Source organism: Pseudomonas arabinosi, from assembly GCF_047758675.1.
GTDB classification, from domain to species: Bacteria; Pseudomonadota; Gammaproteobacteria; order Pseudomonadales; family Pseudomonadaceae; genus Aquipseudomonas; species Aquipseudomonas arabinosi.
The window spans coordinates 3967776-3993689 of record NZ_CP180480.1; the positions used below are offsets into that span (position 1 = coordinate 3967776).

Here is a 25914-nt window from a genome sequence, read left to right on the forward strand (position 1 = left end):
TTGAGCTACACAAGCGAATTGTCATGTTCTACGTCCCGAATGGCAGTACGTGTTGCCGCTGACCGAAAACTGACCCAGTAAAGGCTGTTCTGCCGACTGAAAACTGACCCAGGTGTTCAACTACGTCTGCTCACTTTCCGAGCAGGAGAACACAGGGTGATCAGCATGGAAATGTTGGGGAAAATTCGGAGGATGTACTTTCGCGACAAGCTGTCGCTGCACCAGATCGCCAAGCGTACCGGGCTGTCGAGAAACACCATCCGAAAATGGGTCAGAGCACCCGAAGCCACTCAGCCGGCGTACCAGCGGGGCGCTACCTTCAACAAACTCAGCCCATTCCACGAGACGCTGGAGCAGGCGCTGAAAGCCGATTCGTTCCGGGCAAAGCACAACCGCAGAAGCGCCAAAGCACTTTTCGAGCAGATCAAGGCCGAGGGCTATGACGGCGGCTACAGCCAGCTCACGGCGTTTGTACGCTCGTGGCGAGGTGAGCAAGGCAAGTCTTTACGCGCTTTTGTACCGCTGACGTTTGCGCTCGGTGAAGCCTTTCAATTTGACTGGAGCGAAGAAGGGCTGCTCATCGGTGGCCTGTTTCGACGCATCCAGGTCTCCCACATGAAGCTTTGCGCCAGTCGCGCATTCTGGTTGGTTGCGTACCCTAGCCAAGGTCACGAGATGCTGTTCGATGCCCATACACGCTCGTTCGGAGCGTTAGGTGGCGTGCCGCGTCGCGGCATCTACGACAACATGAAAACGGCTGTCGACAAGGTCAACAAAGGCAAAGGCCGCACGGTCAATGCCCGGTTTTCCGTGATGTGTGCGCACTACCTGTTCGATCCGGATTTCTGCAACGTAGCCTCTGGCTGGGAAAAGGGCATTGTCGAGAAGAACGTACAAGACAGTCGACGGCGTATTTGGCTTGACGCTCAAAACTGCATGTTCCACACCTTCGAGGAACTGAATGCCTGGCTCGGCCAACGCTGTCGTGCGCTCTGGAGCGAGCTGCTGCATCCGCAGTACAACGGACTAACGGTGGCGGAAGTTTTGGAGCTGGAACGGGTCGAAATGATGCCGATGCCGACGGCCTTTGATGGCTACGTCGAGCGCACTGTACGGGTCTCCAGCACCTGCCTGATCAGCGTGGCGCGAAATCGCTATTCGGTGCCTTGTGAGCGAGTCGGCCAGTGGGTCAGCAGCCGTCTTTACCCATCCCGGATCGTGGTCATCGCCGATGACACGATGATTGCCAGCCACGAGCGCCTCTTTGATCGAGATCAGGTCAGTTTTGACTGGCAGCATTACATCCCACTCATCGAACGCAAGCCGGGTGCACTGCGCAATGGCGCACCGTTTGCCGATCTGCCCAATCCGTTGCGGCTTCTCAAACGGGGCCTGAGGCGTCACAACAACGGTGATCGAATCATGACGCAGGTGCTGGCTGCCGTGCCCATCGCCGGTCTGGACTCGGTGCTGGTAGCGGTAGAACTGGTGCTTGAGTCGGGAAGTCTGAGCGCCGATCACATCTTAAATGTTCTCGCTCGACTCACCGCTACTGCACTGCCGCCTTCCGTAGAAACCAGCCTGCAACTCAAGGTGGCGCCTGTTGCCAACACGGCCCGATATGACCAACTCCGTACAACAGATGAGGAGAGCCGCAATGCGTGACTTGATGGCAGAACTTAAAGAACTGCGTCTGCATGGCATGGCGCACGCTTGGGAAGAGCTGGCGGCCCAGGGAGAAGCTTCGACGGCATCCTCGAAATGGCTGCTTGAGCATCTGCTCCAACAGGAGCAGGCAGATCGCGCCGTGCGCTCTGTGAATCATCAGATGAACATGGCAAAGCTCCCCATGCACCGTGATTTATCTGGCTTTGACTTCAGCGCTTCCAGCGCTGATGCCCGTTTGGTCAAGGAGTTATCCAGCCTGGAATTTACGGAGACTGCGCAAAATGTAGTTTTCATCGGTGGGCCTGGAACCGGAAAAACACACCTCGCCAGTGCCTTGGCCGTGTCCGGAATCACTACTCATAACAAACGAGTACGGTTCTTCTCCACGGTGGATCTCGTCAATCTTCTGGAGCGTGAAAAGTACGATGGCAAGGCAGGCCGAATTGCCCAAGGACTGCTTCGAACAGACCTGGTGATACTCGATGAGCTTGGGTATTTGCCCTTCAGCCAGAGTGGTGGCGCGCTGTTATTTCACCTGCTTTCAAAACTGTACGAACACACCAGCGTGGTCATCACCACCAACCTCAGCTTCTCGGAATGGTCGAGTGTGTTTGGCGACGCCAAGATGACCACTGCGTTACTAGATCGGCTGACACACCACTGCCACATCGTCGAAACGGGCAACGAGTCCTACCGCCTGCAACACAGCACCTTGGCCGCCCAGACAAAGATCAAATCGCGTGAACGAAAGCGCAAGGACGAAGATGGTATCGAGGACGATGAGCCGTTTTGATCTGCACCGTAAACACCCTTCCGCATGCCTGCATGCGGTGGGGCCCGATGCGTCTTCAATCAAGACACTACTGCTAAGCTTATCCACAATTGCTGGGACAAAAATCAGCAATCCGCCCTGGGTCAATTTTCAATCGGCAGGGTGGGTCAGTTTTCAATCAGCGCCAACAGCTGCTCGTGTTACAGCCAGAAAAGTTACGTTACAGCCCGCGCCAGGAAGCAAGCGGAGCGCGCAGAGCATGAGGATGGAAGCCCGCAGGGCCGAGACCAGTCGAAGACAGGGCTTGGTTTACGACAGCCGTCCCCAAAGGGGCATGCTCCAATAGCAAAGCATTTTTGAAGCCTATAGGACGAGGAGTGCGTGTCTGAACAAGGGCAGTCGGACGAGGAGGGTGTTCATCTTCAATAACGACGGCTGTGACCATCGCCTCTTATGCCACTGGCATGCGATCCAGGCACCCACAAAATTATTCAAAAAATAAATGAAATTGGGCTAAAGGTTTTCTCATTTCGAACCGTTCTTATTTTGAACATAGGATCGACTAATGAGGAACACGATGAGCGCATCGGTGGCTGGCAATGGATTTACGTATGAGATCAGCGAAGAATTCCATTGGCTGGACTACGTCGATGAGTTCTATGACGCATCCATTGGAACAAAGGGCGGCGAAATTATCAGGCTTTCGCTTGATGATTTTGTACAGTTTTATACCGCTTCTCAAGCAGCTGAGGTCGCTCGGTGCCTCTTTGAAGCACTTGCGACGATTAAGCACGCAAGACCGGATCTTTCGCTGTGTGTAGCGGATGGAGTCAGGAAAAATGCATACGAAGATGCTTTAGACCAATTTTCTCCGGATAGGTCTGCGGCCATAAGGTCTGAAAAAGACAAGCAGATGTTACTGACCTCCATAGCGCAGCCAAATTATTTGTACATGGCAGTTGGTGAGTTTTCCGATCCCGACCCAATGATTGAACTGTGCGATGGAGAAAATGCCGTCTACGACATGATCGTGGCAAGTGAAACCGGGGACAGCCTAGAAATGGATTTTGGGTCGTTCAGGATGTATTTCACTAAAGAGCAGGCGCTATGGCTATGGTTTCATTTGTCGATCACCGCAAATTGCTTGGGGCAGCACCGCTGGATAGGGGGCAGTTAAACTCAGCCTCAGGCCTTAACCTCAGCGCGAGGCCGGCAAGCGCGCGTGGGAAACCGGTAGGTTATCGCAAGGTGGTCTAGGTTGTAGGCAGCCTAGTCGGGCTGGGCTTGCCTCATGGCTTCGGGGGTTCAATTGGATGCGCTTGCGCCAAAGATCAACCTATGGAGTATGAGCTAGATACTTTGAAGAATTTCTTCCAGTCGAAGATGTTCGTCTGGGCGAAGAAGCTCCACCGGATCCGCTGCATGCGTGCCGGTAGAGCTGAATTCGTACGTTCGACCGTCAGGGCTGTAGCAGCTATCACAGTAGTCGAGCGCGCCGCAATCATTGAACAGCGTAATAACCCATCCATCCACGTCGACCGTCATCAGTCCGCAGTAAATTTCGTTCCAGCTGGTTGAGGTAACTCGGCGCATTGCACGTGAAGCCAGGGAGGCATCGCGTAGGATTTGGCAGACCTCTCGAGCTGTTAGCATTTCTTTATCCGACATGCGTTCCTCTCAGGGCTATGGATCTTAAACTCTGCTAGGCGTGATGCCCCAGACCTTGAAAATGTGCATGGTCACTTGGAGCCGACGCCAACGACGCATAGTGGACAAGTGCACAGCAGGTGCAAGGTTTCGCGAGCGAAGCTCGTTGATCAAGAGCGATTGCATTCAGGATAGCGACCCCAGGTACACACATACTCCCAAAGCAATTTGCGCTCGAGATGCTTAATGTAAGCCGCAGTGTACGGGGTACCCATGTCTACTGGGCACGCGGAAACCCAAAGCTGCTCAAGCGGTGTCGTTTCCAGCAACGTCATCCGGAAAGTGTTACCACCGGAGTGGCCAGGTCGCTCACTGAAGGCCGAAGTATTGAACTGCCGAAGCCGCTCAGCAAGAGTCTGGCCGGTCGTCTCACCGATGTAGATGATGAAGTCATTATTTACACGATAGTTGTCTGGCTTACGCTTGCTTCGAGCGATGAAGTAAACGCCGGGGAAGTCTTTTTTTGGAAGGTCACTGCGATTCGACCATGGGTGCCAATCGCAAAATCCTACTTCACCTTGCATAGAAATTATTTTTCCCTTTCATGTGTGACGAAATGCCGAAGCTCTAACCGTGCCGCTATGACCTTGTCCTTAATTTCCATAGGGTCAATGGACATGCCACCACCCGAAGTCACGGCGAGGGTCTTGAGGTTGTTGACCGCCTTGATAAAGGCTTTATCTCTGTCTTTCTCCCGCTCCGAACGATCATCAGCAAACCATGCCATAGCGTTATTCCTTCCTGCCAATCCTGCCTTAAAATTCTGTAGCTTAGGCGTCAGTCAGTGCGTGATTGATCACCGGAAATCCTTTTACTCTCAATGGCGGGCGCTTGCTGGGCCGCGCGCAAAGCAATTCCGCCGAACGACACGCTAGCATCCACATAGCGCAATGCGGATTTCATGTCCTTCCAGCCCACATAACCCATCAAGCCCTTGATGTCCCAACCGTTCGCAGAGGCCCAGGTCGCAAAGCCTCGCCGCATCGAGTGGCTGCTATACAGCTCCGCTGGCAATCCTGCCTCTTTGAAAATGCGGCGCAGCACGGGGATCAGGCTATGCGGCTGCATGGCTTTGCCTGACAGATTGCCCCAGCGATCAATCCGCTGGAACACCGGGCCTTTCGCGATCCCGGCAACTATTATCCAGTTGATGTAGGCCTCCAGCCTAGTTGCAGCCACGAATCTTTGAGAGGCGGATGAGGAACCGTTTGGGATATCGCTTCGTTAGGATGCTCGGCAAAGGATCGATCAGATCGAGTATCCGGGCCTTCTTTAGCCTCTGTCGCGCATCCCTATGCCTCGCACCGAACGACTGCGCTCCTGGTCATGCGAGTGGTAGTAGACATTCTGAGTTGTGCTGAGACTGCTATGACGCAAGTCCATCTGCAAATCCTTGGGACTTCGCAGCGGCGCATCGAGCGTCGCAGAGGTATGTCTGAGCCAGTGCGCAGAAGCCACCCGCGGACTATTCATCTCGTGCTCGTCGCGCTCCTCCTCGCGCATCCGCGCCAACGCATTATCGAAAACCGATTGGAGGAGGGCGCGCACCTGCCGACCAGACAGCCCTGAACGACCTCGCAGAGTCATGAGCAGAGGCGTCTGTTCATTCCACTCAGGCAGCGGAGACAGCCCAACAAAATGCCGGTAGCGCGTCAGATACTTGGAAATGTACTCCTCCCTGACCGCGACCTTCCCGGCCTTGTTACCTTTCCCGATCACGTGGTACCACCAGTTGCCCTCAGGATCGAGTCGGAAATCACCCATGACCGGATGCCAGTTTGGTCTGCCTACGATATCGGACACCCGCAGATACATAGCAAACAACGTCGCGACGATGAACAATGTGAGCTCATGCCGGTCTGGTTCCTCCACGGCCATATGCTCAGCGGTTTCCAGCACATAGTCCCACTGCAAAGGGGTCAGAGCACGGTTTGTCCCTTCCTCCTGAGGGGTTCCACGGATGAGGCTTTTCTTCTTGATCATCCGGAAAGGGTTGGCCGTAACCGTTCCGTCTTCAACCATGTACTCAAAGAAACGGCTACAAATTGTGTAAATCTGGTTAATGGTGCTTTGGGAAACCTTGTATCGCGTGACGATACCGTGAGCCGCGCCAAGCTCTATATCATGGGAGGCACCATCTGGAGCCGGTGTCAGTCCGTCCGATGAATCCTTAGAACATTTCAGGCTGAATGGTCTCCATTTTGGATTTGGAATGACTGGCTCACCCCAAGCTGATTCGGTATGGTCATAAGTCACGAACCGACCGCGCACAATTGGGCCTATCCACTCAGCGGGAGGATTACGGCAAAACTCCAGATAATCTTCAGCATCTTGTCGTTTGAGCTGAGAGAAAGGTTTTTGCCTTATGATAAGTGTCCATAACAGCAACCGCTCGACATGAGTTCTATAAGAAGTGAAAGTCAGGCTGTTGTCCGTAAAAGCGCGAAGAAATCCCCGAGTCGTCAGATAACCCTTGTTGGCCTCCACTAATGCGGGAAACCTTTCAATATACTGGCGAACGCAAGCCATACTAGGTTCACGCAAACTAAAGTCCATATCAATGAAGATTTCGTAGGTCTCAAAAATAGGCATTGGTTGCGTAGTCATCTTGGTGTACTACCGTATGGTTTGGCTGTGATTAGAAACTTCCAGTAATGGAAGTAACTGGAAGTAACTGGAAGTAACTGGAAGTAACTGGAAGTTAGGGCAGGGCGGCTGCATTTTTCATCTTCCCTAATCTGAACTGATTAACATTGATCGATGGTAGCCCCTGGAAGACGCCGCTGCAACTCCCCTTGCTCAGCGGATATAGTTTTTAGTTTCAACTTGACAAAAGCCTGAAGCGTGCACTAAGAGCGATTGTTCTGTTGGTTTTTCCGCTAATTTCTTTGTGTGGATTTTTTCTCTTTATGTCGTGCTCGGGATTTTTTTATTTAACTATGTATTGTCAGATCCAGCTTAATTCTCCGTACCATTATGGATTGAGATCTTTCTGAATTACTCCAAAAATCATTTAACCTAATATTGTCAGAGTGTGCGAATTCTGTTTTTGCTTCTTTGGGGTTTGTGGGCTTAAAGCGGAGTTAGGCTTGTTGGAGCGGCTTTTCTCGGCACACGGTCAGTGGCAATTGTTGTGTAATTCATGCTTCAGGCTCTGCATTGACCGAATGATATGCGCTGCAACGTAGTCCAGGCAGATCTCAATAAATGAGTGAAAAAGCACGAATGGTTTTTCCATTTAAATCTTTAAATGGAAACGCCCTCTGGAACATCCACTTATTTCGTTGAATACCTGAGAGAGCCCTGTTTTCGTGGGTTTCACGGGTTTTAAGTACGATTAGCACATGGCATTTCCACTTATTGTTTTAATAAACAACGGCGCCATCGAGGGAGGCCACGATCCAGCTACGTGTTGTTGATCATGTCGTTCAGGAGCGGCGGCGAGCAGGCATGCATCAGTGCGTGATTGCAACACGAACGATGGTGGATATGGCGCTGGCCCGGTATTACGGGGCTTTGAGGAAGTCGCAGCGGCTTTGAGAGGCTTCGGTTTAGGGGTTGGTGTGCAAGCGGACGCTGAGTTTCAGCAGGTCTACGGAAAGACCTTGGCAGCGCTCTGTTGGCATGGAATGTCCACTTGTTTCGTCTCAGGAAACGGAGGGTGTGAATGTCCACTCATTACCTCAAAAATCGCTGAAACCCCTGTCTTTCGTGGGTTTCAGGGCAGCCATGGATCCGCACCTTCGGATCTCAGTCCATTAATTTCTCCTTGGGCTAGGGAGCTATTACATTTGAGCTTAATTAATAAATATTGTTGTTAATCAGTAGTTTACGAATTTTTACCTAACAGATTTTTCCACTGATTTCGTTAAAAAAACCTGTCGCATTGGCATGCTGAATGCGCTCAAGCCCTCGGGAATCAAGGGTTTGAGGGGAATAGCAAGGGGCTTTCCACTTAAACCGCGATTGGCGCAATTTCCCCACATTTTCTCGTCATTCCATTTTTCTCTCGATCCTCACAAAAGGCTGACACTAAACGCATCTATAGAGTAATACTTGATTTAACATAATATACATTACACGTATGACGAGCATGTTCGTGAGTGTTGCGTTACACAGGAAATTACCTAGGCTCAACTGCAACGCTTCCTACCATAAGGAGCAGCTTCAGCTGTTGCGCTTATGCCCATTGTTCGTTTGAAAGACAATTCCGTGCCATCCGGACTCATTGGTTGGGTGCTGACCGATGACCGTGGACGACCGCGCTATTGGTCGACAGTCTGGTCTTCACTGGACGGTGCCAGCTTGGCGCCGTCCACACTACGAACCCAGCTGTCCGTCATCGAACAGCTGTACCAGTCTGCCAAACGGCTGTACCAGGCTGACTGCCTTGATCGCTTGATTGCGGAGCTCAAATTCGATGAGCTTGAAGCCTGTCTTGAGACGTTTTTCATCACGGCAAGGAATCATGGCGCCCAGACTGCGGCCAACTACCATCCCAACTGGCGTGTGGCCTACGTTTTCGTCAAAAGTTGTGTTCAACGCCTGGTGAAGAGTCATGCCGATCCCGACATGCTTTGGCGGCTGAACATGCGTCTGGAGCGCCTGGAGAAGCTGTTTGACTCGCTGGGGATGGCGCCCGCACCGCCGGCTGAAATTGTCCGAGCCTTGCCAAGCCCGGTACTGGATGAGTTTTACCAGATCATTGATCCGTACTCGGCGCGTAATCCTTTTAGAAACAGCACGTTACGATGGCGTAATTACGTATTGTGCCTACTAATGTTGCATCTTGGATTACGTCGCGGTGAAACCCTGGTGCTGCCGATGGATGCATTAAAAAGCGAAAAGCGCTTCACCCCAACTGTGGGAACCGTGAACTGGTTGAATGTCGGCGACAATCCGTATCAGCGAGATCCACGCCCGGAACAACCTAGCCTAAAAAACAACAATGCCGCCCGGCAGCTACCCGTACCGCCAGCGTTGGCCAGCCTGATCAGGATCTTTGTCGAAAGCTACCGACCCTCAACCCGACACAGTTACTTATTTTCCTCGCTGGAAGGCAATCCACTATCATTACGCCAGGTCAATGGTATTTTTGCCACGATCACACGTGAGCTCACCGCCGAGGCACGCCAAGCACTTCAGCAGTATCGCGGGGCCGGTTGTATTACACCGCACGACATGCGGCATACGTGTGCGACCATTAGGCTTCATCAATTTGTAGAAAATGGCGATGACCTCGAGATGGCAATCCAGAGACTGCGAGCTTTTTTTGGCTGGGCCCGCACCTCGGATATGCCACGACGGTACGCACGAGCTTTTTTTGAGGATCGCTTAGCCACCGTTTGGAATCATGCATTTGACGTCCATGTCAGCCATCTGCGCTCCTAAAAAGGGCAGATGAAGGAGCAGCGCATGCAGCGGAGTCAGTCGGGCTTTCCTGGACACGCGAGACTGTTAGAGGCGTTGGCCTCCCTGCCTCCCCTGCCCTCCGTAATCCGTTATTGGGATGATTTTGCAGACTGCTGGAAAACTATCAGAAATCCCGAGGAAAACGCCTGGTCCTTTGAAGTTAATGGTGAGTTCCTAGAGTTTGATTTCAATTCCTTTGACGTAGAATTGATACACCTAATGAAACTGTGGCTAGCTCGTTCCGTTTCTGAATTGGCATGCGCAACCTTTAAAATGTATTTCCAGGCACTTCAAAGGCTCGAAAAAAGCCTTATATATACGACGTTAGACCTCTCACTTACACCGCCCCTGAGTATCGACGATAAGTGGCGGTGCGAAATAATGATGGCGTGTAATAATCATCCTTTGCGCGCGCTAAAGTCGTTGCTGTTATTTTGTTGCGGTCAATCAGTGGGGCTTCTAAATAATGATTCCAGACCCCGAATTGCAGCGCTCCCTCAACACGCCGTGGATAAATATGCCAGTGTTCGGAACGGTGATGTATTTCTTGATTTATATGAGGATCGGAAAATCATTGATTTTCTGGACTCGCTCAATGACGCCTCAAGGCATGATCTGACTCACGCCAAAACAACTCTTTTAATTAGTGCTTGTATCTTGTGTATTTGCTATCAGTTTGCGATGCGCCCCAAGCAGATCGCCAAACTTAAAGTGGGACATCTGAAGATATTTAATTTTGAAAAGACCGCCAGTGTGCAGTTGCGATTTTTTCGAGGGAAACAACGCAAGAGCACGGCCCCTATACCGATGCTAAGAAAGATAAAACGCGAGTGGACCAATCTCTTTGTAGAGTTGCATCGCCGGCGAACCACGGGCCAAGCGTTCCCTCAATCACCCGGTGCTCTAGCTGATTCCTTGTTTGGCCTGACGCCAGCAGGTGTCGTCACATCGCTGGCAAGACTCACCGCAGAACTGGGGTTGGATGGTCGTAGTAGCACAGATTTCAGGCACAGCGCTGCACAGCGTATGGTGGACGCAGGTGCCACCCAGGAAGAACTCGCTGAATACATGGGGCACAGCTGGTCAATGACCGGGCTGGTTTATTTTGAATCATCACCGACGCAGGCCGAGCGGGTGAATCGCGCTCTGGCCATTTCCCCGATATATAGCAAAATTGAGCGTATTGCCAGAACCCGAACGATCAGTACGGAGGACTTATCGAACGCACTACCCGCGCACCAAATAGGCGGTATGCCACACGGAATACCCATAGCGGGAATTGGCATGTGTACCCTTGGCCAAGGGTTATGTGCAAAGAATCCGGTATTGTCATGTTATGGCTGTGATCGTTTCCTGGCGGTCCAGAATTCTAAGATTCATGAAGAGGTTCGTGACGGTTTGCGCCCTGTTGTGCTGCAATTTTACAATGCATCAAGAGGCGAGAACTACTCCCCCGCTTATTCGCAATTGCAAGATGTCCTGGAGCGGGTGGAACATGTCATTGATGAGCTAAATGGCGCCTTTGATAATGAATAATAACTTTAGAGATTTTATTGAAAAAAATAAAATGCTCGCCATCTCCAAGGGCGTCAACTGGGACATCCCCACTGCACCTGATGGAACCGTAAAAAAAGGTGAAGGATGGCCGCTGTTCCGTATGGCGGGCAATCCCCGAATCCCTTATTGGCTTGCGGACTTAGGGACCGATATAAAAACCCTGGCGTTGATCAACGCGGAGCGCAGCACACAAGGGATGCCCCCCATCACAAGGACGATGCTGTCGAACGCGTGGCAAGACTTAATCAAAGCATGCGCTATTCATTATATTTATGTGAAAGGTGCATCCGCAGCGCATGCCAGCCAGTACATCGTGCGAACCATTCGTGTCATTGCATCTTGTTGCGGTAACGCTGAGCCGTGGGAGCTGAGCGTTGATCACATTGCGTCTGCACTTAAATTCGCATCACTGTTACAGCCTTCAGGGCAGCTGGCCAGAGGAATTAGCAATTCAGTACAAAATGTTTTGGACTTTAATTGTCTGACTGACCGCACTCCTTTGCTGTCTGCAGTGAGCGTTAAACACCGTAACAATCGCGACGACACGTCTAACTTTCGACAAAGCCTTTCGGAGCGCAAACGCTCTGAGCGTCTTCCCGATTACAATGCGTTCTGGGAATTGATCCGGATTGTTTTTACCGAAGAGCCACAGACATTTTATGACGAGTTGAGGTTTGCGCAAGCCAAGATTCTGGTGCTCTGTGGTCTGCGGATGGGCGAAACACCACTCATGCCAGCCGATTGGTGTCAGGAGTTTTCTTATCTGAGTAAAAAGGGCATTTCCGCAGGTGAGTATGGTGGTATTTCCTCATCGATCGCTCTTAAATATTTTGTGGAAAAAAGAAGTATTTCGGATAAAGACGGCAAGCTCTTGTATCCAGATATTCAGCACATTCCCGAGATGTTCAGAGAGATTATTACTCAGTTTCTGGGGCGGGTGCTTTTACTTACCCAACCGCTCCGCAGCACTCTTAAGAAACAGTATGAATCCAATCGGATTTTTGCTGATTTTCAACCGGACGAACTGGTGGCTGCTGCGGACCTCTATCCGTGTTTGACCGGCAACCCGTTTGTTTTTGAAGATGACCAGGAAGCTCAACTTATTGCCCAGTACAGGAAAAACTACGATATTGGTGTCCTGGATGAAATTGAAAGTCGGCAATTGTTATTAAAAGAACAGGGTGGAAAGCTGAAGAATGTTGTTCGTCAGTATTTCGCTGTGCTGCGTAAAGGCTATGAATCGCTAACCCCTTTTCGCACAGTATCCGGCGCGCCTTGTAAGGTAAACTTTAGGACGGGGTACTTTAAGATTTCGGAGATGGAGCAACTGGTGAGATTAAAAATGCCGTCCAAGCTCTCCCCCCTAAAACCGATGCGCACCACTGCAGGTTCGATACCGCCGTATGACCTGTTATTTCTTGCGCCCATACGCGCGCTATCAGAGGGGCGAAATGACGGGCTGTGCGATATTCGTAAATACTGTTTTATTGGCATTCTCGATACGGTCGATTTGCGAAACCACTATTATAAAAGTCAGAGTGCAAACACCACATTTTTTCAACGGTATGGGCGTGACGAAGAGAACCAAGGCCTTACCATCAATAGTCATTCTCTGCGACACGTTCAAAACAGTGAGCTGTTTAGGATGGGGGTGGCTGACACGATCATAACTAAACGTTATGGCCGTCGTAGCGTTGAGCAGTCGTACCAGTACGATCATCGCAGTTTGCTCGAGGAACTTGCCTCGATGGATTTACCCCAGGCGGCGCAAGACGTATTGTCGGCAGGCAGTTCGCAGGTGCTAGCGATGGTTCTGAGTGGAAAGGTGTCCGGTCCAGTTGTTGATGAGTTTCGAGAGATTCAGAAAACAATGGGCGATGAGGCAGCATTTCTCTATCTGGCGGGAGAAGCTGATGGATTTCACGTTACGCCTTATGGGTTTTGCATCAACAGTTTCGTAACCAATCCGTGTCCAAAACACTTAGAGTGTTACGGCGGGTGCCGTCATCTTTGTGTTACCGACTTGCAAACACATCAGCAAAATTTGGTGGGGCTTCGTGAAAAAATTGCATTAGCCGTTAACAAAATTGAGGCTCGCGTGAGCGACAGTATTGGTAGAACAAACCAATTGAATCATGCCAAGAAAACCTTAGAGAATATTGATCGAGCATTGGCGTGCCGACCGGGTGAAAAACCTTTTCCAGATGGTCCAGATTTGTCGGTACAGGTCCATCAAGTAGACTTGTTCGAAGGCTAGTTACCTTCACGCTGCTGCCCTGTTACCTAGCTAGCGGAGAAATTATGTCAGCGCTGGTCAAACCTGTCCGCCGCACCGTCAGTGCTAGTCAGCTTGATGATGATCTCGTTCGCGTTCTCGAAGCCATGCTGGACAGCGGTGAGAAAATAACCGCCCATGCCATTGTGCGTAAAATCGAGAATCTAGGTGCCGTTTCCAGCCTCACCCGGGACACCTATCGCAGCGACTTGATTGCGCAGTACCAGCAATTGCAAGTGGTCCGAAACCAGTGGGTCGAACGAGCAAAAAAAAACTCTCAAAAACACTTGTTAACCACTCTTGCGATGAAAGACGAGCGTATAGCGGACTTAGAGCGGCAAGTCGCTTTGCTGACAGCCTCTCACAAAGCAATCATCTTGGCCGTAGGTGAATTGGGTGGCCTTCGTGCATGGCAGCGGTTTTTTCCTCGTTACGATGAACATACGCTGATGGTCCTACCTGAGCTTAAAGCGCAAAAGCCTGACTAACCCCCCTCCTCCGGTCAACTGCGCCGCGATCACGGCTACGATTAGACAGCCTCGGAAGAGTGTTCCTCAGGTCATGAACCATTGATCATCAGAGGTATATCATCGTGCTTCGGTCAATTGCGCTCGAATCGTTTCAAAAAGCTCGTCCAGCGTATCGCCTGACTGCACCCTAAAGCATTCTACAAGCAGGCTGAGTGGATGCACTTCCATTCTATCTGCAAGCTGAGTCACTTTTTCCAGAGTAACTCCCTTCATGCCCCGCTCCAGGCTACTGATGTAGGTTCGGCTACTGACCAGGCCAAAATCCTCTTGTGTGAGCCCCTTGCGCAATCTCATATTCCGTAGGGCCTCTGCGAATGCTTCCTTCAATTCCATTTTGCTCACCATGCAAAAGGAACGATGAAGCCTTTTTGAATCCTATAGCACTACAATCTATAGGGCTCATTGAGGATTGATTATGGTTAAGCCAGCAAATACGAAAAGCGCTTTGCCCGAGACGGCTCGTGTCTACGTGGCAGTGCTGGATGAGTTGGATCGCGACGCCCGTGTCCAGATAAAGGGTTTTGATTGCAGCACTGAATTGGTGAAATTCTTAGACGATTGCAACCGCGATGGCTCTCCGTCTTGCATTGTGGATGTTCAGATGGCGTTACCGCCTTGGCTCAATGCTACAGACCGTTGGGTCGTCCAACCTCTCATAGCCATAGCCTACGGGCGGTTCCAGGCACCGGGTGGGCGCGTGCGAACGAAATATATTTTCCAGGTCGCCTCCGGATTCATGTATACCGACGACGCGCTGGTTTTCCCTTTAAATATCCAGGAGTGCACAATCTTATACAGGATGGGCGAGCCCCCAGAATTTGGTCAGCAACCGCACCTAGAGCCCCATCAGGTTCAGATATCCGCACTACTCGCAAGTGCATTAAACGCAGCTACTGGCGCTCAATGAATACTCATTCCAGTCGCCACATTGCCGCCTCCTCCCCGCGCGGGATTGAGCAGATATGCATCTGAGGGGGTACCGGCCCAGAACGGTTACTGGGCAACGGCTGCTGGGGTCCTCTCAACGGCATCGCCAATTTGTACTAGCAGATCGATCACGCGACTCCGCACCCTGGCGTCATCTGGAGCAATGGTTCGAGCAACGGCTTCAGGATTCTCGATCAGTCGTGTCAGAGCATCAAAATCATTTTCGTTCAGATCAAGTTCCAGGATCACCTTACGAGTCATAAAGCAGCTCCAGCAGGCAGCAAATGGGATGTTTTTCAGGTTAACACTCAGGGGTAATGAAGCAACCTGAATCCAGATATCTATAGCGGGAATGACCTCTCTCAAAGCCTGTGACGCAGGGCTCTGTTCTGGCCGCGGCAAGAGATGCATTTTAACGAGGTCCAATCGATTTGCACGTCGCATTACACAGTCAACCCACCCACGGCGAGGGCGATCAGGGCGGAGATTGAAGAGGTCAAAAAAGCTCAGTCGAGAATTGGGACTGACTCAGTAGGTTCACGTGGCAAACTCAATGTACAGATGGTGATGAAATAAAAACGACCACTACCGCGAAACGGTCGCGGTAGTGTGTGCGGATTGATAAATAGAATCGCAAACTTCCGTCGAGATAGGTGATTAACAATTCTCGAGAAAACGACTTTATATAAGATTAAGTCGTGTCGTTTAGTATCGATAAGTCGCCTGCACTGAGACTCCATTCGCACTATTGTCGTAATTAGCGCTGTATTCCGGTTGAACACCGGAATTGTTCGCCTGTTTTACCGAGACTTTGGAATCCCAGAGATAACCATAAGCAAAGTCTATGGTCAGATCGGAATTCGGCGAGTAAGCACCACCCAGGGTTACGGCCTGGCGATTCCCGACTGGAATACGCACGCTGCGATCGGCATTTCTGATTGGCGAAGGATCATAGGCGTAGCCTGCGCGCAGCAGCCATTGCTGGTTCAATTGATAGGAGGCGCCCACGGCGGTGCTCCAGGTGTCGCGCCAGTTCATTTCTTCGATCACATGTCCCATGCCAGCGGCCTGGCCCATGGGGGAAAGACCGCTGTTGACTGCCTCGACTTTCTGGATCCGGCTCCATCGTTTCCAGGTGGTCCCCACGTAGCCCGTCCAGCGACTATTGAAATGATGGGTGATCGACGTGTCCACCGATTCGGGCATCGTGAGGTCTATCTTGTTGTCATACTTTCCGTCCAGCGGGATAACACTCGGGGAGCCAGAAACTTCAGTATGCCCTTCGAGTTCATAGTCCACCTTCGAGTGATAGTTAATCCCCCAACTGGTTGCCTCAGTAAAGTCAACCAGGATGCCTACGTTGTAGCCAAGTGCCGTGTCATCACCTTTGATGGTGACCAGTGTGTCCTCGCCGTTGTTCAAGGCGCCGGTGGCCAGGTAATTCTGAAGCTTTGCATTGAAACGGTTTATGGTCGGTCCGCCACCAATGGACACGTAATCATTGATCCGATAAGCAATGGTCGGCTGCAGGGTTACTTCCTTGGTCGTGCTATAGGAACCATGGTAGCGGCCCTGAAAAGTGCTCTCGTAATCATTGATCAGACCACTCGGCGCATAGAGGCCAAGACCAATCGAAAAGCGATCATCAAGTGGCGTCGACATATAAGCGAAGGGCACGACGCCCAAAGGTACCGAATCCCCCTTATTGGTGCCCGGGACTCTGCTTTGCGCATCACTGATATCGTCGCTCACCGAGACGACTGCGACCCCGCCGGAAATCTCACTGCGTTTCAACTTGGTCAAACCTGCGGGATTTCCAAAGATGGTGCTGGCGTCCAGCGCGGAAGACGACCTTCCCGCATAGGCCGTTCCTGCACTGCTTGCACTTTGTTCGTTGAGTGCGATGCCATTGGCGCTTGCAATGGTAGAGGCGCTGAGTAGTGCGATGGCACTGCTGAATTCAATCCAGACAGCACACTTGCGCTGAGTGGAAACACACGGGATCACGCGGCTATTCAGTTTCATTTTCCACCTCATGTTTATTGTTTTTGTTGATTGCACCAGGCAAGGCTTCGCCTTTCCGTGCACTTTTCAGTGCCGGTTGGAGTGGATCGATGTTGTGTAAAACACCCTGGCTGAACAGCGCCAGGGCATGACTGCCGGACTTACAGATTGCGAATCAGGAACTCAATTAAATCCACTCGACTTGAAAGCTATAACGGCCCAAGAGCGGAGCCAGAACTTCCTGGCCAGTGCCGGCCCTGACGCAGGCAACCTGCCCACGACGATTGTCCTGCACGACTTCAACAGCAATATCCGAAAGCCCCAGACGTTCCACTTCCTGCTGGACTACTTTGGCAATTTCCCGCTGCTGCAAAGCGGGCTTGAATATCTTGCCCACGGCAGTCAGTGGCAATGCATCGAGGATTTCAATGCGCTTGGGAACGGCTGCCCGCTCGCTGATGTTGAGATGAGCGAACGCCTCAAGTTCTTCGGCGTTGCAGCTTTGGCCAGGGCGCAGTTGGACGTAGGCGACCGGCACCTCACCCGAGTAGGCATCGGGGCTGCCGATTGCAGCGGCCAGGGCGACAGCGGGATGCGCCTGAAGCGCCTCCTCGATTTGCTTCGGATCGATGTTGTGACCGCCGCGGATGATCAACTCCTTCTTGCGTCCGGTCAGCCAGAAATAGCCCTGCGCATCCTGGCGACCCAAGTCGCCCGTATTCAGCCAGCGCTGACCGTCGATATCGATCCAGAGGCCCTGGTTATGACGCTCCTCCAGATAACCCTCAAAGAGGTTTGGACCGCTGATCGTGATGAGGCCGATTTCATCCACGTTGGCGTCGCGCAGGTACTCTCCGGAATCGTTGAGCAAGATCGCGCGCATATTCTGGTAGGCGATCCGTATTCCGATGGAGCCGATATGGCGCTCGCCATGGGGTGGATTGATTGATGAGACGCAGGCCCCCTCAGTGAGGCCGTAACCTTCAAGGATTTTCACCCCGGTACGGCTCTCGAACTCCCGGAAAAGCTCAGCCGGCATGGGGGCGGCGCCACACATGGCAAAGCGAAGACTGGACAGGTCGCGACCCTGCCATTCATTTTGCAGAAGTGCGGAATAGACAGTAGGCACGCCGGAAAAGAGGTTGATACCGAAGTGCTCGACCATCTCCCAGAATCGTGGGATCACCCCCTCGCCACGATACCCCTGGGGCGTCCCGAGGATCACATGGTCGCCTTGAGTCCAAGGCATCAGTCCAGTCACCAGCTGGCCATTGACGTGAAACAGCGGCAGGCCACAAAAGATAACCTGGCCACCACTGCGTGGCTGCAAGTGAGCGGCCACGGCCCATGCATTGAATACTTCAGAGCCATGGGTACGCGCGGCGATCTTGGGGAGTCCGGTGGTGCCGCCAGTACAAATATAAGAGGAGCATTCATCCTGACGAATTTGCCGACCACTCTTCAGGTGTGTATGCGGCTGAGTACTCATCAGCGATCGCCAATCGTGGATCGCGATACCGCTGTGTAAGTCTCGCTCCTTCAGTGCCGCGGCCTTCAGAGCCCCACGGACAGATTCGGAGACATAGGGTTCCATGCTGACCCAGACGACAGACCTGACCGTGGGTAACTGATCCAGCTGCGAAACCAGTTTTGACCACAGATCGCTGCCCGCCGTCGGCGCGAGCGTCACCACCACCGATGCCTTCGCGGCATTCAGCAAGCCGGCCATCTGCTTGGCCTCAAGCACAGGATTGATCGCCATGACGATCCCAGCCGCCTCCCCGCCCCATATCGTGAAATGGGTTTCCGGCAGATTGGGCAGGATGAAGGCAAGCACCTCGCCCGGCTTTATGCCCAGATCATGGAAGGCATTTGCCGCACGGGTGATATCCACGAAGAGCTGGGAGTAATTCCACTCGTGGGTGTGTTTGAAATCGGCGGCATCGGTGAAGAAGCTCAGCGCCGGTGCCTGGGGGGTGCGCTCGGCCGTCTGACGCAGCGCTTCATAAGTGCTGCAAGCCAGGCCACGCTCCGACAAGGGGACTCGTTCGAGATTTTCGATGTCGTTCAGGGTCTGCAGAACCATCAGGCTTCCCCCACGACTCGGTTGCGTTGTACGCCGAGATCGATCACACCATCGGCGCTGCGAATACGCGCCTCGACCACGTCACCGGCCTTGAGATACTGCGTCCGCCCCTCCTGCGCCTTGAGAAAAAGTTTCCACTTTGTGGCTTCTGGCATCAAGGCCGCAATGCGCTGCTTGGCAGGCGAAGGGATCGTTAGAGCGCAGCCGGCAGGCGTACCCGTAGCGATCAGGTCTCCAACCGCGAGATCCTGTACCGCGGAGAGCTCGGTCAGGGTTTCAGCCGGACCGTAAACCAGGTTGGCCGTACTGTCGTCCTGTCGCACCTGATCGTTGACCGTCAGGCGCAGCTGCAATTCTTTCAAGTAATGAATGTTCGTGGCATCCAGCAGACAGAGGTATGGGCCGACCGGGCCAAACGTGCGGAAGCTTTTGCCCTTGTAGAACTGCATCTGGGGAATTTGAATGTCACGCGCCGAGTAGTCGTTGACAATGACAACGCCGGCGATGAACTCATGCAGATTGGCGTCGGTGACAGAAACAGCGCCTGTGATCGCGCGTTTCATCACCAGCCCCAGTTCAATTTCGTAGTCGAGAAAACGCACGGTGCGCGGTTTGATCAGGTCGCTATCGGCTGCCACCAGGCAACTCGTCGCCTTGGTGAAGATCATGTTGAATTTCTTCGCATCAGGGTCCATGCCTGACTCGATCATGTGCTGACGGTAATTGGCACCCTGGCAGACAAACTGCTGGTTACGGGTCACCGGCGACAGCAGTTTTACTTCGCCCGCCTCCAACTCCGGACCTTTCAGTTGAGCGAGGTCGTCGAGACTGTTCTGACGAATGAAGTCACCAGTGGTTTCAAAAACACCGGGGACAACGGTGATACGGCCCTGGCGAAGCACGCCCCAGTGGATACCGTTCTGAAATTCAAAGCGGACTACGTGTACAGCAGACATTGAAGGTACTCCTGGAGCGGCGTTTGTCCCGCGTTCGGTGGCGCGAGAACTGTGGTGTTGTTCTGAGGGCGGGCTGGCAACGGTGTAGACCCACGCACCGCCAGCAATCAAAGCGCCGGCTTTAAGCACGTCCCGCCGGCCAAACCGGGTTGAGTTGTCCGACATGGCGGCAGCTCTACCCGAACATCCGCATGAGTGTTACCAACTTTCGGATGGTCAGGTCCGGGCTGCGTCGCAGGTTGCGGATCAGCAGCAGAACATTGGTCAGGGACAACTTGGGTTTGGTAAAACTCTTGGGCATGCGCTGCCCCCACTGCGCCATTGCCTCGGGGCTCACCGGATGAATGCCCGTAGGCCGGGTGGCCGTGAAAATATCGCCGTCGCAGTAATGCTCGTGCTTGTCGCCCCAAGGGTCTTGCCAGTAATCGAAGATCTGACTGCCCAGAATGTGCCGGCCGATGCCCCATGAGTGTTCCCAACCCCGCTCCCGCAGGACGCGCTGCCCCATGCCCACGGCGTCTGCATCGACAACTTCATAGGCGCTATGGCTGTAGGTGGCCATGAACCCTTGCGCAATCGCGAGCGTATGGTGATCCGCGGGAGTGTCACCGAGATCAAGGCGCATGAAAGTGACGATAGGCGTGCCGTCGGGGAGTACCTGCACATCGCTGGGAATAAACCCGAAATGCTGCGTATACCAGGCACAGGTCGCTTGATAGTCGGCCACTTCAATGACGATGTGACCCAGTTTGAGCACTTCAGGGGGAGTGGTCGGCGGGCGCTGCGTGGCGTTGATTCGTGGTTGCTCGTGCGCCAGATTCCAGTGCAACGGAGCTCTATGCGCCAGAGGCTTGCCCGGGGTCTGGTCGCAAACGGCCTCCACAATGAAACCGGAAGGATCCGTCAGTCTGACGCAATACCCTTTACCGGGATGTTCCGATTTCTCGACCGATGACGCACCCGGGATTCGAGTGAGTTTTTCCAGTTCGTCCAGGGACTGCACCGCAAGTCCGAACCCGATGAAACGTGCATGTTCGGCCCGTTGGACACGGTAACAATAGGCAGTGGCGTCGGTGGCCCGCAGATAGAGCGTGTCGGCCTCCTGCCGACTGACCGTCAGGCCGAAGTCAGTCAGGAAGCGCGCTGCCTCATTCAAGTCCGGCCGCTGGAAGATCAGGTGAGTCAGATCCTGAGCCTTCACCGTCGGCTGCGGATGCCGCGCGGGGTGTGGTGTCGCCAACCGGTGCAATTCGTTTTTGTTGTTCATTGTTTTTGTTTTCCGGGTTTTTAGGGCGAAGCTGTCCCGAACCCCTCGAAAAAATCAGGGGTTTATCCAGTCAAATCAGTTACGAACTCAGTCGAGAGATGGCAATGCCGGCAACTCTTGGGTCGCCAACGCACGAGCCTCCTCTGGCGGCACACCCAATGCGCGCAATACCAGTTCGGCGGTATCAGAGCCCGACTCGCGCCACGTTTTGTGACCTTCCAGTACCAGGAAAATCGAGCCCAGGGTGCTACTCGATATCAACGTCAGTACCGAGAGCAATTGCTCCTGCGCAAACGTGTAGCGCCCAGTGGCAAGCCCGCTCAGAAGATCCTTCGTCGCCTGGCTGCTGAACATTTCGCGCAACGCAGAATTGCTCATGGCGAACTTATGGATGAACGCGCCCCACTGGGAGTCTTCATGAGCTCGACGAATGAAGAATCGAATGCCATTGGCAAGGCGATTTGCCGGATCCGTGAGGGAATTGAAGCTCTTGTTGACACGCTCATGCATCTCCCTCGCGAGATGACTGGCGACCGCCTCGAACAGGCTTTCCATGCTGTCGATGTTGCTATAGACCGTTCCGCGCGCCACGCCCGCCTCTTGCGCGAGGTCGAGGATGTTCACTTGCGAGGTGCCTCTCTCGGCGAACAGGCGAAAGGCAGCTTGATGGATGCGGCGCTGTGTTGGATTCAGGGATTCCACGGTTCTCTCTCCAGGATTACCTTATGGACCGATTGAACACTCGTGTTCATTTCACGTCAACCATATTTTTTAGCATGTCGGTTTTTCTGTCTGAAAACCGACGCAAAACCAAATAATCCCAGTACTAGAATCGAGGCAGCCGGATCAACAAAAGCCCCTCGTATTGACATAGTTGAACACGCATGTTCAATTGTGTTGGCGACTTTTTATAAGCTGAAGGACAGAACATGACCGGCTCAAATCTCTTCAAACCGCTTCGATTGCCCAACGGCACGGTGATTCCAAACCGGATCGCCAAGGCTGCCATGGAGGAGAACCTTGCCAATGAGGATCACGCTCCAGGGGAAACGCTGGTCATTCTCTATCGGAGTTGGGCGGAGGGTGGTGCCGGTCTGATCATCACTGGCAACGTCATGGTTGACCGTCACGCCTTGACCGGACCCGCTGGCGTCGTGCTTGAGGATGATCGGAACCTGGGCAAATTCAAGCTGTGGGCCGATGCTTGCCGCAGCCATGGGGCCCAGGCCTGGATGCAAATCAATCATCCCGGACGGCAGCTATTGGCTTCGCTGGGGCAATCGGCAAGAGGCCCCTCCGCAGTGGCGGTCGATATCCCCGGCCTTTCAAAAGCGTTTGTGCCGCCCAGGGCTTTGGAGGAGCAGGAGATCGAAGAGCTCATCGGGCGCTATACCCAAGCGGCGGTGCTGGCCGAGCGTGCCGGATTCACCGGCGTGGAGATTCATGCCGCGCATGGCTACCTGTTCAGCCAATTCCTTTCGCCCCTGACCAATCGGCGTGATGACCGCTGGGGCGGTAGCCTCGAAAACCGTGCGCAGATTCTACTGAAAACCATCGACGCAATTCGCCAGCGAGTGGCACCGATCTTTTGCGTCGCTGTGAAGCTCAACTCCGCGGACTTTCAGCGCGGCGGTTTCGATGCAGCGGATGCGGCTCGCGTAGTGGAAATGCTTAACGCCAAAGCGGTCGACCTGGTCGAGTTGTCAGGTGGCAGCTACGAAAGCCCGGCCATGCAGGGGCAGACCCGCGATGGCAGCAGCCTGGCTCGAGAGGCCTACTTTCTCGAATTCGCGGAGAAAATAGGAGAAATAGCGCGCATGCCGCTGATGGTCACCGGCGGCGTGCGCAGAAAGGAGGTTGCGGAGAGAGTGGTGAGCGGCTCGGTGTCGATGGTCGGACTTGCCACTGCGCTGGCAATCGAACCCGCCCTGCCGAGGCAGTGGATGGCAGGTCGGGACGTCAGAGTGGAGCCCATCGTCGTCAGCTGGAAGAACAAGACGCTGGCATCGCTGGCAGTGGCCTCGGTGATCAAGAAGCAGCTCGGCTTGCTGAGTCAAGGTAAACGGACAAAACCCGGGACCTCGCCACTCATGGCATTGATCGGTAATCAACTGAAGGCTCGTCGCCAGGCGAAGAGCTATCGGCAATGGATTGATCAAGCCAGGTAGAGGATCAGGCCGGTAGCGGCTTGCCGGCGATTTTCCTGGCTCTGGCAGGTGTGACGCCCAGAGCCTGGAGGATCATTTCGGCAACCCGCAGATCGTGCTCCGCCACTGCACGCCCCTCGACAACCGAGCGCATTGCTCCGGTTGTGCATGACAGGACTATATCCAGGGCGACCCCTTCGTCCGCGTAAGCAAACGTGCCCGCACGCAGCCCCTCACGCAGATCGCCCAGTACATGGTCAGCCAGACGCGAGCGCATGGCCTGGTCGAAATGGATGATGCGCAGCAGCGCATTCGCCCATTGGTGGTCGGCTGCGGCCCGGCACACAAACATGCGCACACCGATCGAAAGACGCTGTGCGCCGCAGTGCACATCCCTGCTCATGGCGTAAATGGCATCGGAGAACTCTGCGGCCATGGCGATGCCCACCGCCTCCAGTACTTCGTCGCGAGTTCGAAAATAGTTGTAGATGGTGCCGTTGGATACCGCGGCTTCCGCAGCGACCTCGAGCAGTGCGATCTCCCCCACTTCCTTGCGTGCGATAAGGCGCAATGCCGCGTCCACCAGGCCGCGGCGGGTGCGCTCACGCTTCTTGTGACCTCTCGTAAGAGGTTCTGGCGCATCAGCTTCTAAAGGAAGTGTGGGGGAATGCATGATCAAGCTCGCAATCGAATGGGCTCGTTGATGGTAATGGAAACGCTGTCCGCAGTAGCACCTTCGCTAGCTAGCAGGTTCCTGCAGTCTCGAAGAAGGCTGTCGGCCTCTGAGCCAGGGGCGTGGTGCATGATGATACGGTCGGGGCGAACCGCGACGAGCGTTCCCTTGGCAGCCAGCGGCAGGATCTCATGGTTCATGTCTTCGATGAAGTCACAACTGCCGCGGGAGCGTTGACCGCGTGCTCTGATCTCTAAAAAGTGGCCGCCCATTTTTTCCCAGGAAACGATCTGATCAGGGGTCAGCAGTGACAACGGGTCAACACCGAATCCAACCAGGGTCAGACTATCTCCAAGCGCATCGTCGCTCAGTTTGATCTGCTTTTGCAGGTTGCGAGTCCAGGCCTGGGGAAACAGGCTGCCGCATACCAGTTTGTCGCCACGGCAATGCTGCACGAACAGGCCGTTTTTGAAGGTGTTCTTCGGCTTGATGTCCAACTGTTCGAAGTACCTCCTGGTAGTAGGCGTCAACGCCAGCGTGCGCATCAGGCCGTGGACAAAGAAAGCACCGATCTTGTTCTTGGGCATCACCAGGCGGCCCATGAGTTTCGCCAGATTGATCATCGCCCGGGCATGGGGGCGACGCTCTACGTCATAGGTTTCGAGTATTGCAGGCGCGGCATGGCCGCGAAGGACCCAAGCCAGTTTCCAGGCAAGGTTGGCGCCATCTCGAAGCCCCGCAACGAGCCCCTGCCCGACAAAAGGAGGCGTGATGTGCGCTGCGTCACCGGCGAGAAAGACGCGCCCCTTGCTGAATCTGTTGCAGCACCGCGCGTGGAATCGATACACCGCCTTGCGTTCGATTTCCAGCTCCTGCGGGTTGATCCATGGCGCGATCAGCCGGGCTATGCTTTCCGGGCTTTCCAGCTCTTCCCGGGACTCACCGGGTTGCAGCATGAACTCCCAACGCTCCCTGCCGCCGGGTGCCGGCATGTGCGGCGTCGGGCGCCGCGGATCACAGAGGAACTCGATGTGATCGATCGCTGACTTATGCCGGTTCTTGACATCGACAATCAGCCAATCCTCCGCATAGGTCTGTCCTTCGAATTCCTGGCCAATCAGCCCTCTGACCCTGGAGCTGGCGCCATCCGCTCCGATCAGGTACTGGGCACGAATGGAATGCGACTGCCCATTTTCATCCCGTACGGAGGCGAAGACGCAATCCGACACTTCGACCAGGCTCTCAAGCTCGAAGCCACCCAGGCTGGTGACGGTTTTAAGCCGGGAAACCTGGCCGCGCATCGCGTGCTCGAGGTCGGGTTGATAGAACGTCACGAGTTTCGGATGGCCGTCGACGCACCCCTCGGTATTGGCTCGACCAAACTGCCCGAGTACCGGGGAGTGCATCCTCACTTCAGGGATAACGATCTTCTCGAAAGCGTCTTCCGACAAACCGGCCTGTTGCAGGATGCGCAGCGCCTCGTTGTCCAGAGCAATGGCGCGCGGCATCAGTACGACGTCATGGACCTTGTCCAGTACCAGGGTCGTGACCCCATAGCGGCCGAGCAGCGCAGCGATGGTCGCACCTACCGGACCATAACCGATAACCAGCACGTCGACGGCGGCGGGAGGCAATTCGCAAACTTTCTTGTTGTTGTTCATCTCGGGCCCTTGTTGTGATTGAAGTCGTGAGACGCGAGGTCTCATCGTCAGGCAAGATCAAGGTATTCAATATTGAGAGATATTTCAATATTGATGTTTTTGTCATTAATCTTTGAGATCATGCTCAAGCCGCGCCGGGTCAAGGGGCGAGCCGAATTGCGCGACGTGAACGGAGTTTGCGCGTGTGCCAGTTTCCGACCGGCGACGCTTGGCTTCAGCGCTGATCAGCGTTGTCATTGGAGGCATAGCTGAAGACGGCCTCGTGAAGATCG

The 25914-nt window shown here is 53.8% G+C and carries 22 protein-coding genes; 8 read left to right on the forward strand and 14 right to left on the reverse strand.

What is annotated here, in order from left to right; translation table 11 throughout:
- Positions 1–165 precede the first annotated feature (165 nt).
- The 3 genes from istA to ACMXYJ_RS18530 all read left to right on the forward strand — a co-directional run bounded on the left by istA (position 166) and on the right by ACMXYJ_RS18530 (position 3617).
- A complete protein-coding gene (istA, locus tag ACMXYJ_RS18520; protein WP_415756339.1) occupies positions 166–1665 on the forward strand; it encodes an IS21 family transposase in 1500 nt (499 codons plus the stop codon).
- Positions 1658–2461, forward strand: coding sequence for an IS21-like element helper ATPase IstB (istB, locus tag ACMXYJ_RS18525; RefSeq protein WP_415756340.1), 804 nt, complete (start codon positions 1658–1660; stop codon positions 2459–2461). The genes istA and istB overlap by 8 nt, the downstream gene beginning before the upstream one ends.
- 556 nt (positions 2462–3017) lie before the next feature.
- Positions 3018–3617, forward strand: a complete 600-nt coding sequence (locus tag ACMXYJ_RS18530) for a hypothetical protein (RefSeq protein WP_415756341.1) — start codon at positions 3018–3020, stop codon at positions 3615–3617.
- A gap of 173 nt (positions 3618–3790) precedes the next feature.
- On the opposite strand, the gene ACMXYJ_RS18535 is transcribed toward ACMXYJ_RS18530, so the two are convergent.
- The 5 genes from ACMXYJ_RS18535 to ACMXYJ_RS18555 form a co-directional block, all read right to left on the reverse strand.
- The gene (locus ACMXYJ_RS18535) at positions 3791–4108 is read right to left on the reverse strand and encodes a DUF7693 family protein (protein ID WP_415756342.1); all 318 of its coding nucleotides are present in this window, start codon (positions 4106–4108) and stop codon (positions 3791–3793) included.
- Between the two features lie 149 nt (positions 4109–4257).
- On the reverse strand, positions 4258–4671 hold the full coding sequence (locus ACMXYJ_RS18540) for a hypothetical protein (protein ID WP_415756343.1): 414 nt from the start codon (positions 4669–4671) through the stop codon (positions 4258–4260).
- A gap of 5 nt (positions 4672–4676) precedes the next feature.
- Positions 4677–4874: a hypothetical protein gene (locus ACMXYJ_RS18545; RefSeq protein WP_415756344.1), complete on the reverse strand. Its 198-nt coding sequence runs from the start codon at positions 4872–4874 to the stop codon at positions 4677–4679.
- A gap of 50 nt (positions 4875–4924) precedes the next feature.
- Complete coding sequence (locus ACMXYJ_RS18550; RefSeq protein ID WP_415756345.1) at positions 4925–5260, reverse strand: tyrosine-type recombinase/integrase; 336 nt, start codon at positions 5258–5260, stop codon at positions 4925–4927.
- Positions 5261–5419: 159 nt separating this feature from the next.
- Entirely contained in the window at positions 5420–6754 is a 1335-nt protein-coding gene (locus ACMXYJ_RS18555) for a tyrosine-type recombinase/integrase (protein ID WP_415756346.1), read from the reverse strand.
- Between the two features lie 1575 nt (positions 6755–8329).
- Between ACMXYJ_RS18555 and ACMXYJ_RS18560 the strand changes: the two genes are divergently transcribed.
- The 4 genes from ACMXYJ_RS18560 to ACMXYJ_RS18575 all read left to right on the forward strand — a co-directional run bounded on the left by ACMXYJ_RS18560 (position 8330) and on the right by ACMXYJ_RS18575 (position 13879).
- On the forward strand, positions 8330–9538 hold the full coding sequence (locus tag ACMXYJ_RS18560) for a tyrosine-type recombinase/integrase (protein WP_415756347.1): 1209 nt from the start codon (positions 8330–8332) through the stop codon (positions 9536–9538).
- A 24-nt stretch (positions 9539–9562) separates the two neighbouring features.
- Positions 9563–11095, forward strand: coding sequence for a tyrosine-type recombinase/integrase (locus ACMXYJ_RS18565; RefSeq protein WP_415756348.1), 1533 nt, complete (start codon positions 9563–9565; stop codon positions 11093–11095).
- Complete coding sequence (locus ACMXYJ_RS18570; protein WP_415756349.1) at positions 11088–13373, forward strand: hypothetical protein; 2286 nt, start codon at positions 11088–11090, stop codon at positions 13371–13373. Before ACMXYJ_RS18565 ends, ACMXYJ_RS18570 begins: the two co-directional genes overlap by 8 nt.
- A 125-nt stretch (positions 13374–13498) precedes the next feature.
- Positions 13499–13879, forward strand: coding sequence for a hypothetical protein (locus tag ACMXYJ_RS18575; RefSeq protein WP_415760756.1), 381 nt, complete (start codon positions 13499–13501; stop codon positions 13877–13879).
- A gap of 99 nt (positions 13880–13978) precedes the next feature.
- Here ACMXYJ_RS18575 and ACMXYJ_RS18580 read toward each other — a convergent pair whose 3' ends face one another.
- From ACMXYJ_RS18580 to ACMXYJ_RS18610, 7 genes are all read right to left on the reverse strand, one after another.
- Positions 13979–14215, reverse strand: coding sequence for a helix-turn-helix domain-containing protein (locus tag ACMXYJ_RS18580; protein WP_415760757.1), 237 nt, complete (start codon positions 14213–14215; stop codon positions 13979–13981).
- Positions 14216–14914: 699 nt separating this feature from the next.
- Positions 14915–15109: a hypothetical protein gene (locus ACMXYJ_RS18585; RefSeq protein WP_415756350.1), complete on the reverse strand. Its 195-nt coding sequence runs from the start codon at positions 15107–15109 to the stop codon at positions 14915–14917.
- A gap of 444 nt (positions 15110–15553) precedes the next feature.
- Complete coding sequence (locus ACMXYJ_RS18590) at positions 15554–16873, reverse strand: OmpP1/FadL family transporter (protein ID WP_415756351.1); 1320 nt, start codon at positions 16871–16873, stop codon at positions 15554–15556.
- Positions 16874–17039: 166 nt separating this feature from the next.
- Complete coding sequence (locus ACMXYJ_RS18595; RefSeq protein WP_415756352.1) at positions 17040–18938, reverse strand: acyl-CoA synthetase; 1899 nt, start codon at positions 18936–18938, stop codon at positions 17040–17042.
- Positions 18938–19894, reverse strand: coding sequence for a fumarylacetoacetate hydrolase family protein (locus tag ACMXYJ_RS18600; RefSeq protein WP_415760758.1), 957 nt, complete (start codon positions 19892–19894; stop codon positions 18938–18940). The genes ACMXYJ_RS18595 and ACMXYJ_RS18600 overlap by 1 nt, the downstream gene beginning before the upstream one ends.
- Before the next feature lie 175 nt (positions 19895–20069).
- On the reverse strand, positions 20070–21161 hold the full coding sequence (locus ACMXYJ_RS18605) for a VOC family protein (RefSeq protein WP_415756353.1): 1092 nt from the start codon (positions 21159–21161) through the stop codon (positions 20070–20072).
- Positions 21162–21248: 87 nt separating this feature from the next.
- A complete protein-coding gene (locus ACMXYJ_RS18610) occupies positions 21249–21863 on the reverse strand; it encodes a TetR/AcrR family transcriptional regulator (RefSeq protein WP_415756354.1) in 615 nt (204 codons plus the stop codon).
- 227 nt (positions 21864–22090) lie between these two features.
- Between ACMXYJ_RS18610 and ACMXYJ_RS18615 the strand changes: the two genes are divergently transcribed.
- Complete coding sequence (locus ACMXYJ_RS18615; RefSeq protein WP_415756355.1) at positions 22091–23329, forward strand: NADH:flavin oxidoreductase/NADH oxidase family protein; 1239 nt, start codon at positions 22091–22093, stop codon at positions 23327–23329.
- 4 nt (positions 23330–23333) lie between these two features.
- On the opposite strand, the gene ACMXYJ_RS18620 is transcribed toward ACMXYJ_RS18615, so the two are convergent.
- Both ACMXYJ_RS18620 and ACMXYJ_RS18625 read right to left on the reverse strand, forming a co-directional pair.
- Entirely contained in the window at positions 23334–23981 is a 648-nt protein-coding gene (locus ACMXYJ_RS18620; RefSeq protein ID WP_415756356.1) for a TetR/AcrR family transcriptional regulator, read from the reverse strand.
- A gap of 2 nt (positions 23982–23983) precedes the next feature.
- Positions 23984–25642 carry a bifunctional 3-(3-hydroxy-phenyl)propionate/3-hydroxycinnamic acid hydroxylase gene (locus tag ACMXYJ_RS18625; RefSeq protein ID WP_415756357.1) on the reverse strand — a complete coding sequence of 553 codons (1659 nt, stop codon included), beginning with the start codon at positions 25640–25642 and terminating at the stop codon, positions 23984–23986.
- Between the last annotated feature and the right edge of the window lie 272 nt (positions 25643–25914).